Origin of the sequence: Enterobacter cloacae complex sp. 2022EL-00788 (genome assembly GCF_026627565.1) — a bacterium.
Taxonomy (GTDB): domain Bacteria; phylum Pseudomonadota; class Gammaproteobacteria; order Enterobacterales; family Enterobacteriaceae; genus Enterobacter; species Enterobacter pasteurii.
Map to the genome: position 1 here is coordinate 105857 of NZ_JAPNMC010000011.1, position 15739 is coordinate 121595.

The following is a 15739-nucleotide window of genomic DNA, read 5'->3' on the forward strand; positions in this document are numbered from 1 at the left end:
TCCTGATGCGTAAACTCATAACAATACGCTTTCAAAAGGATTTTTTATTTATGACAACCTTCTACACCGTGGTGAGTTGGCTGGTCATTTTAGGATACTGGCTGTTAATTGCCGGGGTGACGCTGCGCATTCTGATGAAACGCAGAGCGGTACCTTCAGCCATGGCCTGGCTTCTGATTATCTATATTCTACCGCTGGTGGGCATTATCGCCTATCTCTCTTTCGGTGAACTTCATCTTGGGAAACGCCGCGCCGAACGCGCCCGCGCCATGTGGCCCTCCACGGCAAAATGGCTGGCCGATCTCAAAGCCTGCAAGCATATCTTCGCCGAAGAGAACAGCAGCGTGGCCGCGTCCCTGTTCAAACTGTGCGAACGCCGCCAGGGCATTGGCGGCGTAAAGGGCAATCAGCTGCAGCTTATGACCACCTCCGATGATGTGATGCAGGCACTGATCCGCGACATTCAGCTCGCCCGGCATAATATCGAGATGGTGTTTTATATCTGGCAGCCCGGCGGAATGGCGGATCAGGTAGCCGAATCGCTGATGGCCGCCGCACGCCGCGGTATCCACTGCCGCCTGATGCTGGATTCCGCCGGCAGCGTCGCCTTTTTCCGCAGCCCGTGGGCCGGTATGATGCGCAATGCGGGCATCGAAGTGGTCGAGGCGCTGAAGGTAAATCTTTTCCGCGTCTTCCTGCGCCGCATGGATCTCCGCCAGCACCGTAAAATGGTCCTGATCGATAACTATATTGCCTACACCGGCAGCATGAACATGGTCGATCCCCGCTTCTTCAAGCAGGATTCCGGCGTGGGGCAATGGATCGATTTGATGGCGCGTATGGAAGGCCCGGTGGCGACCTCTATGGGTATCGTCTATTCCTGCGACTGGGAAATTGAAACCGGTAAACGTATTCTTCCGCCGCCGCCGGATGGCAATATCATGCCGTTTGAAGAAGCCAGCGGCCACACCATTCATACCATTGCCTCCGGCCCCGGCTTTCCGGAAGATCTCATCCATCAGGCGCTGCTGACCGCCGCTTACTCAGCGCGTGAGTATCTGATCATGACCACGCCCTACTTCGTACCCAGCGACGATCTTTTGCATGCCATCTGCACGGCGGCGCAGCGCGGGGTGGACGTGAGCATTATTCTGCCGCGCAAAAATGACTCGCTGCTGGTCGGATGGGCAAGCCGCGCGTTCTTCAGCGAGCTGCTGGCCGCCGGGGTGAAAATTTACCAGTTCGAAGGCGGGCTGTTACACACCAAGAGCGTGCTGGTGGACGGCGAGCTGAGCCTGGTGGGCACCGTCAACCTCGACATGCGTAGCCTGTGGCTGAATTTTGAAATTACGCTGGTGATTGACGACGTTGGATTCGGCGGCGATCTGGCGGCGGTTCAGGACGATTATATCTCCCGCTCCCGCCTGCTGGACGCCAGGCTGTGGGCCAAACGTCCGCTCTGGCAGCGAATTGCCGAACGACTGTTTTACTTCTTTAGTCCGTTGCTGTAAAACGTGCCCAACGATGTTAAACAGGTAGTCATCATGGAAATGGATCTGAACAATCGCCTGACCGAAGACGAAACGCTCGAGCAGGCTTACGATATTTTTCTCGAACTGGCGGTTGATAACCTCGACCCTGCGGACGTCATTCTTTTCAACCTTCAGTTTGAAGAGCGTGGCGGCGCCGAGCTGTTCGATCCGTCTGAAGACTGGGCCGAACACGTTGATTTTGACCTCAACCCGGACTTCTTCGCCGAGGTTGTGATTGGACTGGCAGATGAAGACGGTGGCGAAATTAACGACATCTTCGCGCGCGTGCTGCTGTGCCGCGAGAAAGACCACAAGCTGTGCCACATTCTCTGGCGCGAATAAATAAAGGCTGCGACGGCAGCCTTTTTTATTTACTCCGGTAATGCCTTTCCGCAGCGGTGACAAAACCGCGCGTCGGGTTCATGATTCCCCTGCTGACAATTCGAACATTTGCGTTGCCGTTTGCTGCTCTGAAACGCGCTGCTCATGTGGGTAGTAATTAGCCCCGTCGGGATCGCTATCACGGAATAACCGATCAGAATCAGGACAGAGGCCACAATACGTCCGAGCGGCGTATGCGGCGTAATATCCCCATAGCCTACCGTCGTCACCGTCACGATGGCCCAGTAAACCGACGCATTAAGGGTGGTAAAGCCGTATTTTGGCCCTTCGATTAAATACATCAGGGATCCAAAAACGATCATCACGATAGCAATAAACGAATAGAAGAGAATAAGCTGGTGGCGGGCGCTGACAATGGCGACCCAAAAAACCCGCAGCGACGGCATAAAGCGCAGCAGCTTCAGAATACGTAATACGCGAATCGCCCGCATTGCGCGCCAGGCAAAGACATAGTTCAGGCTAATTTCAGGCCACAGCCACATGACGTACAGCGGCAGAATGGTGGCTAAATCAATAATTCCCCAGAAGCTGAAAACGTATTTAGCCGGATTCGGCCAGCTGATGACCCTCAGTATATATTCGACGCTAAAGACCAGCGTAACGATCAGTTCCAGCCAGACGAAGACATGCCACTCCTCAAACGTCATGTGGTACTGCGTTCCGGCGCCGGATTCAATAAAGATGATGATGACGCTAATCAGCGCAAATAAGCCGCACAGTCCCTCGACGCGTCGACCGGAAACCGTTTCAGGATCGAATAAAAAATGATACAGCCGCTGGCGGGCCGACGTGAATAATCGCGACACAATAACCTCGAAAAATAAGGGCTGACATCTTGTCAGCCCTTGCGATTATAGCGGGTCTACTTTCAGGCAGGAAACCGCGTGTCGGAAACTGCCCTCCAGCACCGGCCGCGTCTTCGCGCATTCCGGCCCGGCTAATGGGCACCGCGTACGGAATACGCAGCCCGAAGGCGGGTTAATCGGCGAAGGCAGTTCGCCTTCCAGCAGCTGAATGGTTTTATTTTTCTCCAGATCGGGGTCCGGTACGGGTACCGCGGACATCAGCGCTTTGGTGTAGGGGTGCAGCGGGTTGTGATACACCTCGTCGTAGGTGCCCAGCTCCACGGCGTGACCCAGATACATCACCAGCACGCGATCGGAAATGTGTTTTACCACCGCCAGGTCATGAGCGATGAAAATCAGCGACAGCCCCATCTCCCTCTGGAGTTTCTGCAACAGGTTAACCACCTGCGCCTGGATAGATACGTCCAGCGCCGAAACCGGCTCATCGCAGATGATCAGCTTTGGCTCGAGGATCAGCGCACGCGCAATACCGATACGCTGACACTGGCCGCCGGAAAACTCGTGCGGATAGCGGTTGATGAGGTTAGGCAGCAGACCCACCTTCAGCATCATCGCCTTCACGCGGTCGCGCACTTCCTGGCGCGGCATCTTTGGATGATAGGTGCGCAGCGGCTCGGCAATGATTTCACCAATGGTCATGCGCGGGTTGAGCGATGCCAGCGGATCCTGGAATATCATCTGGATATCGCTGCGCACGTCGCGCCATTCATCCGGCTTCATTCCCAGCAGATCTTTGCCAAGCCAGGCCACTTTACCGTCGGTGGCTTTTACCAGGCCGATAATCGCCCGCGCAAACGTCGATTTGCCGCAGCCGGATTCGCCCACCACGCCCAGGGTCTCCCCTTCGTACAGGCGCAGCGTAACGCCATCCACCGCTTTCAGGGTTTTAGCCGGCTGCCAGAACCACTGCTTGCCGTCTTTGATATCGAAATGAACCTTCAGGTCAGCGATTTCGAGCAGTACATTTCTTTTTTCATCAATGGCGTTCATACCAGCTCCTCCTGCGGCTTAAAGCAGGCGCGCAGACGGCCCGGGGCAAACGCCTCCAGCGGCGGTGCGCTGTTGCAGATTTCCATCGCGTGCGGACAGCGCGGCTGGAACGGACAGCCTTTCGGCAGACGCAGCAGGTTTGGCGGGTTACCGGGGATCGTCAGCAGCGACTCCCCTTCCGCATCAAGGCGCGGTACGGCATTCAGCAGGCCAATGGAGTACGGATGGGCTGGCTGATAAAACACGTCACGTGCGTTACCGTATTCCATCGTGCGGCCGGCATACATGACCAGGACTTTGTCACAAATCCCGGCGACAACCCCCAGATCGTGGGTAATCATGATAATCGCGGTGTTGAACTCGCGCTTAAGCTCGTTCAGGAGCGTCATGATCTGCGCCTGTACGGTCACGTCCAGCGCCGTGGTCGGTTCGTCGGCAATCAGCAGCTTTGGCCTGCAAAGCAGCGCCATTGCGATCATAACGCGCTGACGCATCCCGCCGGAGAACTCGTGCGGATACATGCGCATGCGCTTGCGCGCTTCCGGCATTTTCACCGCATCCAGCATTTTGACCGACTCTTCAAACGCTTCGGCTTTGCCCAGGCCCTTGTGCAGCATCAGCACTTCCATCAGCTGTTCCCCCACACGCATGTACGGGTTCAGCGACGTCATCGGATCCTGGAAAATCATTGAGATCTGCTCGGCGCGCAGTTTGTTCAGCTCATGTTCCGGCAAATTCAGGATCTCTCTGCCGTTAAATGTCGCCGAACCGCCAATCACGCCGTTAGACGCCAGCAGGCCCATCAGCGCGAAGGCGGTTTGGGATTTTCCGGAGCCGGACTCCCCCACGATACCCAGCGTTTCACCCGCACGCAGGTCGAAGTTGAGATCGTTTACGGCGGTAACGTCCCCGTCCGGGGTTTTAAAGGTCACGCGGAGATCTTTTACGTCCAGCAGTGCGCTGGTCCGCTGCTGCGCCTGAGGCGCGGTTGCCGTTTCAATAATGGTCATGGCGGCGCTCCTTAACGGTCTTTCGGGTCGAGGGCATCACGCAGGCCATCGCCGATAAAGTTGAAACAGAACAGGGTGACTACCAGGAAGCCCGCCGGATACAGCAGTAGCCACGGCGACACTTCCATGGAGTTTGCGCCATCGCTTAACAGAGCGCCCCAGCTGCTCAGCGGCTCTTGCGTACCTAATCCCAGGAAGCTCAGGAAAGATTCAAACAGGATCATGCTCGGTACCAGCAGGGAGGCGTATACCACCACCACGCCCAGCACGTTAGGAACGATATGACGCACCACGATATTGGCGGTAGAGACACCCCCAACCTGCGCGGCCTCAATAAACTCCTTGCGTTTGAGGCTCAGCGTCTGGCCACGCACGATACGCGCCATGTCCAGCCAGGAGACCATCCCGATTGCCACAAAGATCAGCAGGATGTTCTGACCAAAAAAGGTCACCAGCAGAATGACGAAGAACATAAACGGGAAGGAGTTAAGGATCTCAAGCAAACGCATCATTACGGAGTCCACTTTGCCGCCGAGATAACCGGAAAGCGAGCCGTAAAGCGTACCGACCAGAACCGCCACCAGCGCCGCGGCAATACCGACCATCAGCGAGATACGGCCGCCGATCGCCACGCGCACCAGCAAATCACGGCCGGAAGAGTCGGTACCGAAATAGTGCCCGGACTCCATATCCGGCGCGCTGGACATCATGCCCCAGTCCGTATCGAAATAGGTAAACTGCGACAGTATCGGTGCCAGGGTAACGAACAGCGCGATAAGCACCAGCACAACCAGGCTGGCAACGGCGGCACGGTTATGCATAAAGCGACGGCGCGCGTCCTGCCAGAGGCTGCGCCCTTCGACCTCCAGCTTTTCACTGAAGTTTTCCAGCGCCTCGCTGTTTTTCTTACTCAACATCATGGCGTGCTCCAGTTAGTAACGGATTTTCGGGTCGATAACGGCATACAGCACATCGACAACGGCATTAAACAGAATGGTCAGCGCACCCACGAGGATCGTGAGGCTCAGCACCAGCGAATAGTCACGGTTAAGCGCCCCGTTAACAAACAGCTGCCCAATGCCCGGCAGACCATAAATGGTTTCAATGACCATGGAACCCGTAATGATGCCGACGAAAGCAGGCCCCATATAGGAGAGCACCGGCAGCAGCGCTGGCTTGAGCGCATGACGCAAAATAATCCGGCGCATCGGCAGCCCCTTCGCGCGGGCGGTACGGATGAAGTTAGAGTGCAGGACTTCAATCATCGATCCACGGGTGATACGGGCGATGCTGGCGATGTACGCCAGAGATAACGCCACCATCGGCAGTATCATGAACTTCAGCGCCCCGCCGTTCCAGCCGCCCCCGGGCAGCCACTGCAGCGTGATGGCAAATATCATGACCAGCAACGGCGCGACAACGAAGCTGGGGATAACCACTCCGGTCATTGCGACCCCCATCACGGCGTAATCCCATCGGGTATTTTGTTTTAGCGCGGCGATAACGCCCGCAGTGACGCCGAGAACCACGGCCAGGATAAATGCAGCAGCACCTAATTTAGCCGATACCGGGAAGCTCGACGCGACCAGGTCGTTAACGGAATAGTCTTTATATTTGAATGACGGTCCAAAATCACCGTGAGCAAGCTGCTTCAGATAGTTGAAGTACTGCGTGGTAATGGGATCGTTTAAATGGTATTTCGCTTCGATATTGGCCATGACTTCTGGCGGAAGCGTACGTTCGCCGGTAAATGGACTGCCCGGCGCAAGGCGCATCATGAAGAATGAAATAGTAATTAGAATAAATAACGTTGGGATCGCTTCAAGACAGCGACGCAAGATAAATTTCAACATTGCCCGTACCTTCTGGCGTGTGCCTGATGAATGTTACAAAGTAGACACAGTGGGGCAAGCTGGCTCGCCCCACGTATTGCCATTAATGCTTGATAATATAAAGATTCTTAACGGAAATATTATCCAACGGGTCTTTACCGGTATAACCCCCTACCCACGGCTTCACCAGACGGGCGTTGACGTAGTAGTACACCGGAACGATCGCAGAGTCTTTATCGAGCTGTTGCTCAGATTTAGCGTACAGATCGGCGCGCTGAGCGTCATCTGCTACCTTCAGCGTTTCACCAATCAGCTTATCAAACGCCGGGCTCTTATAGTGTGCAGTGTTGTTCGAGCTGTCGCTGAGCATGGTGTTCAGGAAGGAGGTTGGTTCGTTATAGTCCGCACACCAGCCTGCACGTGCCACGTCGAACGTTCCCTGATGGCGCGTATCGAGGAAGGTCTTCCACTCCTGGTTTTCCAGCTTCACGTTTACGCCCAGGTTCTTCTTCCAGATTGACGCGACGGCGATAGCCAGCTTTTTATGCAGATCGGACGTGTTGTACAGCAGGCTAAACGTCAGCGGCTTATCGGCGGTATACCCGGCTTCGGCCAGCAGTTTTTTCGCTTCTTCGTTACGTTTTTCCTGAGACCACTTGAACCACTCAGGCTCAACCAGCTTCATTCCGTCGGTGTAAGGCGGGGTATAACTGTAGGCAGGCAGGTCGCCCTGATTCTTCACTTTGTGGACGATGATATCGCGATCCAGCGCCAGCTTCAGTGCGGTACGTACGCGAACGTCGGTAAACGGTGCTTTCTGGTTGTTGATTTCGTAGTAATAGGTGCACAGATACGGATCGACGTGAACTTCTTTCGGGATCTCTTTTTTTAGCTTCTGGAACAGTTCAATCGGCATGTTGTTGTAGGTCATGTCGATTTCACCGCTGCGGTAGCGGTTAACGTCCGTTACTTCTGAAGCAATTGGCAGGTAGGTTACCTGATTAATAACGGTCTTCGCGTTGTCCCAGTACTGCGGGTTACGCTCCAGCACCATACGTTCGTTTACTACCCAGCTTTTCAGCTTGTACGCACCGTTGGTCACGATATTCGCAGGCTGGGTCCATTTTTCACCGAATTTTTCAACAGCGGATTTTGGCACGGGAGAGACGGACGGGTGTACCAGCAGCTTATAGAAGTACGGAACAGGTTCGCTCAACGTGACTTCAAAGGTGTTGGCATCGATGGCTTTTACGCCCAGATCGGTAACCGGCTTTTTACCCGTGATGATGTCATCGATATTGGCAATATGACCATACTGCAGGTAGCTCGCATACGGAGAGGCGGTATTGGGATCCGCCAGGCGCTGCCAGCTATACACGAAATCTTCGGCGGTTACCGGCGTGCCGTCGGACCATTTGGCATCTTTACGCAGGTGGAAGGTCCAGACTTTAAAATCTTTGTTGTCCCACTTTTCCGCCACACCCGGCGCCGGATGGCCGTCCACGTCAGTCACCAGCAGACCTTCGAACAGGTCACGGTTAACGTTAGATTCTGGCACCCCTTCAATTTTGTGCGGATCGAGAGACTGTACTTCCGCGCCGTTGTTACGGACCAGCGTTTGCTTCTCGGCCAGTTGAACACCCGCAGGAACGTCCGCGGCCATTGCAGCATTACCCGCGATTAGCGCAGTTAAAATCCCCGCCGCTACCAGACTTTTTTTTGTGATGATGGACATTGTGTTGATACTCCACTCATTATAATGACCGGCCTTCGCCAGTTGTGTAATCCCCTGTTGGGGCCTGTACAGCGCAGGAGTTTTTTTTGCTGCTGTCAGGTTCTTTTTTTACTTCGTGCTATCACCGACTTCATTATTACTGACCGCTCGTACGGCGGCCTTGCGTCGATTCTTTAACCCTCCCCCCTGTCAGAGAGAGCGTGGATTTCATTGGCGAGAGCTATCTGAAAATAATTCTCATCAACTTGTTTAATTCAGCAAAATATAAGGCCGGAAAGTACCAAATGGTGCCACCACTCGCCAATACATTTTGCAAATTTGTTAAGCATTTCTCTTTTATAGCGCCTGAACACTCGTTGATGACAGACGCCAACCATGAAGAAAATGCTAAAAATGCTTGTTTATTATGCCATTACAGAAAAAGTGCTCGTAACCGCGATGACATTGCCTGACCGCTCAATTTTTTCACGAAAATTTAACAAATGGTTATTATTTAGCACATTCGTCTGAGCCATCGCAGAATTTACTAATATCATTTCGGTTATCCGTCAGCAAGCCCCAGAGTATCATGTGAGTAAAATAACAAAGGGTTCGAAGGATTTATGTGCAGGATGGCAAGGGTGAAATTAACAACCTCTTGAAAAATAACAAAACAGAGTTATTAGCAGAACTTATTATGACGGGAGCGCATTTCAACTTTATTTATATGATTTGCTGATAATCACGTAAAAAAAACGGAGCCATCGGCTCCGTCGTTTCAAATGAAGGTCAGTGTAATAATCCGGGGAATATGCTTTTTATACCGGTGACGATAAATTCAATGCCCAATGCCATTAACAGCAGCCCCATGATACGGGTAATGACGTTGATGCCCGTTTGTCCCAGCAGGCGAACCAGCCATGGCGCCATGCGGAACACGCCCCAGCAGCAGAGCGCGAACAGAGCAATGGCAACGGAAAAACCAATCAGATGCATCAGGCTGTGGTAGCGCGTACCCCACACAATGGTTGAGCTGATCGCACCCGGTCCTGCCATGAGCGGTAAGGCCAGCGGTACCACGCCAATGCTTTCGCGGATCGCCGTCTCTGATTTTTCCTGCTTGTTCTGCTTATCCTCCCCCAGCTTGCCGCTGATCATCGACATCGCAATGGTCACCACGAGGATCCCACCCGCAATACGGAACGAATCAATCGAGATCCCGAACACCTGCAGAATGGCGTCACCAAGATAAAGGGAGGTCAGCAAGATGATCGCCACCGACAGGTTTGCCGTCAGGTTGGTTTTATTTCTTGCGGCTGCCGTTTGATAGCTGGTCATACTGATAAAGACAGGGATGATCCCGACCGGGTTGACCAGAGCAAACAAGCCGATAAAAAACTTAAAATATGTAGGGAAATCAAAGAGCGTTTGAATCACATTAAGCTCCGCAAATGAGCATGGCCTGGAAGAGATAGCGTGTCATGATAAATCCGCGCTGAAGATACGCTTTTTAGCCGCATACTTCACCAGAAATCTGTGCCTAAACGTTATCAATTCATGATGTTAAACGTTTGTATAATCAATGATAGCGGCACTTCCAATAGTTACTTAATTTTTTAACAGTGGAATAATTAGCACAAATTAACCCTGCTGAAAGGTATCAGCTTAGTGGAAAATTGACCCAGATCATAATTTTCGTACTCAGAAGTGAGTAATCTTGATTACGCCGCCAGGGAGATCACCTATCAAAAAGGTATGATGCTAAGGTAAGGCTCTTTTAGTAAATTAGTGAGCTGGAGCAGAGAGTAATCCTTTGTTTTACTGTGTGTTACGCAAGTGGAATCGGCTCTGACTATACTGTCTGACGTATCGAGCGCTGGTTTACTAAAAGAGTTTAAACATTATCAGGAGAGCATTATGGCTGTTACCAATATCGCTGAACTGAACGCCCTCGTCGAGCGCGTAAAAAAAGCCCAGCGTGAATATGCCAATTTCACCCAAGAACAGGTTGATAAAATCTTCCGCGCGGCCGCTCTGGCTGCTGCAGATGCTCGAATTCCTCTCGCTAAAATGGCCGTTGCCGAATCCGGTATGGGTATCGTTGAAGATAAAGTGATTAAAAACCACTTTGCTTCAGAGTATATCTACAACGCCTATAAAGATGAGAAAACCTGCGGCGTGCTGTCAGAAGACGATACTTTCGGCACCATCACTATTGCAGAACCGATCGGCATCATTTGCGGTATCGTTCCAACCACTAACCCAACCTCTACCGCAATCTTCAAATCTCTGATCAGCCTGAAGACCCGTAACGCAATCATCTTCTCCCCGCATCCACGTGCTAAAGACGCCACTAACAAAGCAGCAGATATCGTCCTGCAGGCTGCCATTGCTGCGGGCGCACCAAAAGATTTAATCGGCTGGATCGACCAACCTTCCGTTGAGCTGTCCAACGCCCTTATGCATCACCCAGACATTAACCTGATTCTGGCGACCGGTGGTCCTGGTATGGTTAAAGCAGCATACAGCTCCGGTAAACCGGCAATCGGCGTAGGCGCGGGTAACACACCTGTTGTTATCGACGAAACGGCTGATATTAAGCGTGCTGTTGCCTCTGTTTTGATGTCCAAAACCTTCGATAACGGCGTTATCTGTGCGTCTGAACAGTCTGTCGTCGTCGTTGATTCTGTGTACGACGCCGTTCGTGAACGTTTCGCCAGCCACGGCGGCTACCTGCTGCAGGGTAAAGAGCTGAAAGCCGTTCAGGACGTGATTCTGAAAAATGGCGCGCTGAACGCCGCCATCGTTGGTCAGCCAGCTTATAAAATCGCTGAACTCGCCGGCTTTACTGTTCCTGCTACCACCAAGATTCTGATCGGTGAAGTTAAGGTTGTCGATGAAAGCGAGCCGTTTGCTCACGAAAAACTGTCCCCTACTCTGGCAATGTACCGTGCGAAAGATTTCGATGACGCGGTAGAGAAGGCAGAGAAACTGGTTGCCATGGGCGGTATCGGTCACACCTCCTGCCTGTACACTGACCAGGATAACCAGCCAGAACGCGTTGCTCACTTCGGTCAGAAGATGAAAACGGCGCGTATCCTGATCAACACCCCTGCTTCTCAGGGTGGTATCGGTGACCTGTACAACTTCAAACTCGCACCTTCCCTGACTCTGGGTTGTGGTTCCTGGGGTGGTAACTCCATCTCTGAAAACGTTGGTCCAAAACACCTGATCAACAAGAAAACCGTTGCTAAGCGAGCTGAAAACATGTTGTGGCACAAACTTCCGAAATCTATCTACTTCCGCCGTGGCTCCCTGCCAATCGCGCTGGATGAAGTGATTACTGATGGCCACAAACGTGCGCTCATCGTGACTGACCGTTTCCTGTTCAACAACGGCTACGCAGACCAGATCACCTCTGTTCTGAAAGCGGCTGGCGTCGAAACTGAAGTCTTCTTTGAAGTTGAAGCTGACCCAACCCTGAGCGTTGTACGTAAAGGTGCCGAACTGGCAAACTCCTTCAAACCAGATGTGATTATCGCACTGGGTGGCGGTTCCCCAATGGACGCCGCGAAAATTATGTGGGTCATGTACGAGCATCCTGAAACGCACTTCGAAGAACTGGCGCTGCGCTTTATGGATATCCGTAAACGTATCTACAAGTTCCCGAAAATGGGCGTGAAAGCGAAAATGATCGCCGTCACCACCACTTCCGGTACCGGTTCAGAAGTAACGCCGTTTGCGGTTGTGACTGATGACGCAACGGGTCAGAAATATCCGCTGGCTGACTACGCGCTGACGCCAGATATGGCTATCGTCGATGCCAACCTGGTTATGGAAATGCCAAAATCACTGTGTGCGTTCGGTGGTCTGGATGCTGTGACTCACGCTCTGGAAGCTTACGTTTCCGTACTGGCCTCTGAGTTCTCTGACGGTCAGGCTCTGCAGGCGCTGAAGCTGCTGAAAGAAAACCTGCCGGCATCCTATAACGAAGGTTCGAAAAACCCTGTTGCACGTGAGCGTGTACACAGTGCAGCAACCATCGCGGGTATCGCGTTTGCTAACGCCTTCCTCGGTGTTTGCCACTCTATGGCTCACAAACTGGGTTCACAGTTCCACATTCCACACGGTCTGGCGAACGCCCTGTTGATCAGCAACGTTATCCGTTATAACGCCAACGACAACCCAACCAAACAGACTGCATTCAGCCAGTACGACCGCCCACAGGCTCGTCGTCGTTACGCTGAAATCGCTGACCACCTGGGTCTGAGCGCACCGGGCGACCGTACTGCTGCGAAGATTGAGAAGCTGCTGGCGTGGCTGGAAAGCCTGAAGGCGGAGCTGGGTATTCCTAAGTCTATCCGTGAAGCAGGTGTTCAGGAAGCTGACTTCCTCGCACACGTAGACAAGCTGTCTGAAGATGCGTTCGATGACCAGTGTACCGGTGCTAACCCACGCTACCCGCTGATTTCCGAGCTGAAACAGATCCTGCTGGATACCTACTACGGCCGTGAATTCACTGAAAGCGATGTTGCTGCTGTGAAAGTGGAACTTCCATTAGTAAAAGCTGACAAGAAAGCGAAGAAAAACGCGTAATTGACAGCGTGACAAAAAAACCCGCCAGCGGCGGGTTTTTTTATATCTGAATAACAGCAGCTCTGTTATTTCCGGCTTTCGCCCTGTAGCGCCGTCAGCGAGCCGACAACCAGCGCCTCTTTATAATGCTTGCGGCACACCGAGACATAGCGCTCATTGCCCCCTATCACCACCTGCTCGCCATCAGCGTAGGGTTTGCCCGACTGGTCAAGGCGAAGCACCATGCTGGCCTTACGACCGCAGAAACAAATTGTTTTCAGCTCAACCAGCTTATCTGACCAGGCGAGCAGATACTGACTTCCGGCAAATAACTCCCCACGAAAATCGGTACGTAATCCGTAGCACAGCACGGGAATATCCAGTTCATCCACAACGTCTGAAAGCGCATGGACCTGCTCTCGGGTCAAAAACTGGCTCTCATCGACCAGCACGCAGTGTACAGGCTTAGCGGCATGCTCGGTACGAATATCCTCAAGCAGATCCGTTTCAGGGTTAAACAGCCTTGCAGGCGACGATAGCCCTATTCGTGAACTCACTTTCCCGGCACCGAAGCGATCGTCGATTTCAGCGGTGTACACAACGGTACGCATGCCACGTTCCTGATAATTGTATGAGGATTGCAGTAACGCCGTCGATTTCCCTGCGTTCATTGCCGAATAGTAGAAATAAAGTTGTGCCATTGGCCGAAAAATCCTAATCAATGTGTAATATTCCCGATGATTCATTGTACCATATTTCGTACCTGCATCTGCGCCAGACCGCACGTTCGGGGCCTTTGAGCAGCGGTTAATCCCTCAGCATTCTGCGTAAAATAATGCGTTAAAACAGGCAGTAAAGGCATATAGCAATGACAATATGACAAGCGCAACGTAAGTGATAACACTTCTTTTTATACTGGATTGTTCGTGCTTTAAAATTCACTATTTATTAACTATTTTCGTTCTGGCTGCGCTTTCCCGGAGTAATACAAAAGGCTGATATTTATCAACCGCAACTATAATTCCTGCGGGAAAAGTCACAAAACAAACATGCAAATGACGAGTTTTTGCCGTTTGCATCGATATCTGACAGGTCAGACAAGCAATGAAATTTAAGATAGCGTAATTAATAATAGCGTCGTTTATTTTGTATTTTTTGAATTCCTTACATTCCGGCCTATTGCACAAGTCAAATTAACGCTCTATTATTAGGACAACAAACCCACCCCCATTATAAGTTTGAGATTACTACAATGAGCGAAGCACTTAAAATTCTGAACAACATCCGTACTCTTCGTGCGCAGGCAAGAGAATGTACCCTTGAGACGCTTGAAGAAATGCTGGAAAAATTAGAAGTTGTAGTTAACGAACGTCGTGAAGAAGAAAGCGCAGCCGCTGCTGAAATCGAAGAACGTACGCGTAAACTGCAACAGTATCGCGAAATGCTGATTGCTGACGGTATCGATCCAAATGAATTGCTGAACAGCATGGCAGCAGCGAAAACCGGCACCAAAGCAAAACGCGCTGCACGCCCTGCTAAATATAGCTACATTGATGAGAACGGCGAAGAGAAAACCTGGACCGGCCAGGGCCGTACTCCTGCTGTTATCAAGAAAGCAATGGACGAGCAAGGCAAACAACTGGATGACTTCCTTATCAAGGATTAATCTGGAAAGATTCTGAAAATCCCGCCCTGAGCGGGATTTTTTATGCCTGCCATATTTTCCCGTACATCTCCTTACACTCTGTCATATTGCGATGCGCACTATTTAACGTCCTTGACAATCACGGTGACAAATACCGCACGGCAGGCATAAAAAAACCGGTGAGCATCGCCGCACCGGTCTTGTTTAGCAGGCTGGAGGATTATTACTTAATACCCACGCTACCTTTGAGCCAGGCTTTAAATTCTTCACCCAGGCTGTTGTGGCGAATGCCATATTCAACGAACGCCTGCATATAACCGAGTTTATTCCCGCAGTCATGGCTCTTACCTTTCATATGGTAGGCTTCTACGGTCTCTTTCTCGATCAGCATATCAATGGCATCCGTCAGCTGGATTTCATCACCAGCACCCGGAGGGGTTTTCGCCAGCAGCGCCCAAATCTCTGCGCTGAGCACATAGCGGCCTACGACAGCGAGGTTAGACGGCGCAACGTCAGCCTTAGGTTTTTCTACAACGCCAACCATCGGTACGCTTTCGCCCGGTTGCAGGTTTACGCCCTTGCAGTCAACCACGCCGTAAGCGGTAACGTCGTCGACTGGCTCAACCATGATCTGGCTGCTGCCGGTTTCGTCGAAGCGTTTGATCATCTCTGCCAGGTTTTCCTGGGAAAGATCGGATTCGTATTCGTCCAGAATGACGTCTGGCAGGATTACCGCAACGGGCTCATCACCCACTACCGGATGCGCGCACAGTACCGCATGGCCCAGACCTTTCGCCAGGCCCTGGCGAACCTGCATAATGGTCACGTGTGGAGGGCAAATAGACTGAACTTCTTCCAGCAGCTGACGCTTAACGCGTTTTTCCAGCATCGCTTCAAGTTCGAAACTGGTATCGAAATGGTTTTCGATAGAGTTTTTAGATGAATGCGTCACCAGAACAATTTCGGTGATACCTGCAGCAATACACTCATTCACGACATACTGGATTAATGGCTTATCAACCAGAGGCAGCATCTCTTTTGGGATTGCCTTCGTCGCTGGCAACATCCTGGTACCCAATCCCGCCACCGGGATAACGGCCTTTCTGACTTTCGAATTTAGGGCAGCCATTGAAATTCTCCTGAATTGTTCAAGTTTTGAACTTTTATGCATTG

13 protein-coding genes are annotated in these 15739 nt (G+C 52.0%); 4 read left to right on the top strand and 9 right to left on the bottom strand.

Features of this window, described 5'->3' with window-relative positions; all coding sequences use genetic code 11:
* Positions 1–50: 50 nt before the first annotated feature.
* Together cls and OWK27_RS17685 are read left to right on the top strand one after the other, a co-directional pair.
* Complete coding sequence (gene cls, locus OWK27_RS17680; RefSeq protein ID WP_148419640.1) at positions 51–1511, top strand: cardiolipin synthase; 1461 nt, start codon at positions 51–53, stop codon at positions 1509–1511.
* 33 nt (positions 1512–1544) lie between these two features.
* Positions 1545–1874, top strand: coding sequence for an HI1450 family dsDNA-mimic protein (locus OWK27_RS17685; RefSeq protein WP_006810881.1), 330 nt, complete (start codon positions 1545–1547; stop codon positions 1872–1874).
* A 29-nt stretch (positions 1875–1903) separates the two neighbouring features.
* Here the strand turns inward: OWK27_RS17685 and OWK27_RS17690 are convergent, their stop codons facing one another.
* From OWK27_RS17690 to OWK27_RS17720, 7 genes are all read right to left on the bottom strand, one after another.
* Complete coding sequence (locus tag OWK27_RS17690; protein WP_242172534.1) at positions 1904–2740, bottom strand: ion transporter; 837 nt, start codon at positions 2738–2740, stop codon at positions 1904–1906.
* 45 nt (positions 2741–2785) lie between these two features.
* Positions 2786–3790 carry a murein tripeptide/oligopeptide ABC transporter ATP-binding protein OppF gene (gene oppF / locus OWK27_RS17695; RefSeq protein ID WP_148419638.1) on the bottom strand — a complete coding sequence of 335 codons (1005 nt, stop codon included), beginning with the start codon at positions 3788–3790 and terminating at the stop codon, positions 2786–2788.
* Positions 3787–4800, bottom strand: coding sequence for an ABC transporter ATP-binding protein (locus OWK27_RS17700; RefSeq protein WP_148419637.1), 1014 nt, complete (start codon positions 4798–4800; stop codon positions 3787–3789). Before OWK27_RS17700 ends, oppF begins: the two co-directional genes overlap by 4 nt.
* Before the next feature lie 11 nt (positions 4801–4811).
* Entirely contained in the window at positions 4812–5720 is a 909-nt protein-coding gene (gene oppC, locus OWK27_RS17705) for an oligopeptide ABC transporter permease OppC (RefSeq protein ID WP_267590891.1), read from the bottom strand.
* A 12-nt stretch (positions 5721–5732) separates the two neighbouring features.
* Positions 5733–6653 (bottom strand): oligopeptide ABC transporter permease OppB, encoded by a 921-nt coding sequence (gene oppB / locus OWK27_RS17710; protein WP_148419635.1) that lies wholly within the window; start codon positions 6651–6653, stop codon positions 5733–5735.
* An 82-nt stretch (positions 6654–6735) separates the two neighbouring features.
* Positions 6736–8367, bottom strand: coding sequence for an oligopeptide ABC transporter substrate-binding protein OppA (oppA, locus tag OWK27_RS17715; protein ID WP_148419634.1), 1632 nt, complete (start codon positions 8365–8367; stop codon positions 6736–6738).
* Between the two features lie 768 nt (positions 8368–9135).
* Entirely contained in the window at positions 9136–9783 is a 648-nt protein-coding gene (locus OWK27_RS17720) for a YchE family NAAT transporter (protein ID WP_063452247.1), read from the bottom strand.
* A gap of 480 nt (positions 9784–10263) precedes the next feature.
* Here OWK27_RS17720 and adhE point away from each other — a divergent pair, with 480 nt between their 5' ends.
* Entirely contained in the window at positions 10264–12942 is a 2679-nt protein-coding gene (gene adhE, locus OWK27_RS17725; RefSeq protein ID WP_148419632.1) for a bifunctional acetaldehyde-CoA/alcohol dehydrogenase, read from the top strand.
* A gap of 65 nt (positions 12943–13007) precedes the next feature.
* Here the strand turns inward: adhE and tdk are convergent, their stop codons facing one another.
* Positions 13008–13622: a thymidine kinase gene (gene tdk / locus OWK27_RS17730; RefSeq protein ID WP_267590892.1), complete on the bottom strand. Its 615-nt coding sequence runs from the start codon at positions 13620–13622 to the stop codon at positions 13008–13010.
* A gap of 551 nt (positions 13623–14173) precedes the next feature.
* On the opposite strand from tdk, the gene hns reads away from it, so the two are divergent.
* Positions 14174–14587 (top strand): histone-like nucleoid-structuring protein H-NS, encoded by a 414-nt coding sequence (hns, locus tag OWK27_RS17735; protein ID WP_003856724.1) that lies wholly within the window; start codon positions 14174–14176, stop codon positions 14585–14587.
* A gap of 202 nt (positions 14588–14789) precedes the next feature.
* Here the strand turns inward: hns and galU are convergent, their stop codons facing one another.
* A complete protein-coding gene (gene galU, locus OWK27_RS17740; RefSeq protein WP_148419630.1) occupies positions 14790–15695 on the bottom strand; it encodes a UTP--glucose-1-phosphate uridylyltransferase GalU in 906 nt (301 codons plus the stop codon).
* Positions 15696–15739: the final 44 nt, after the last annotated feature.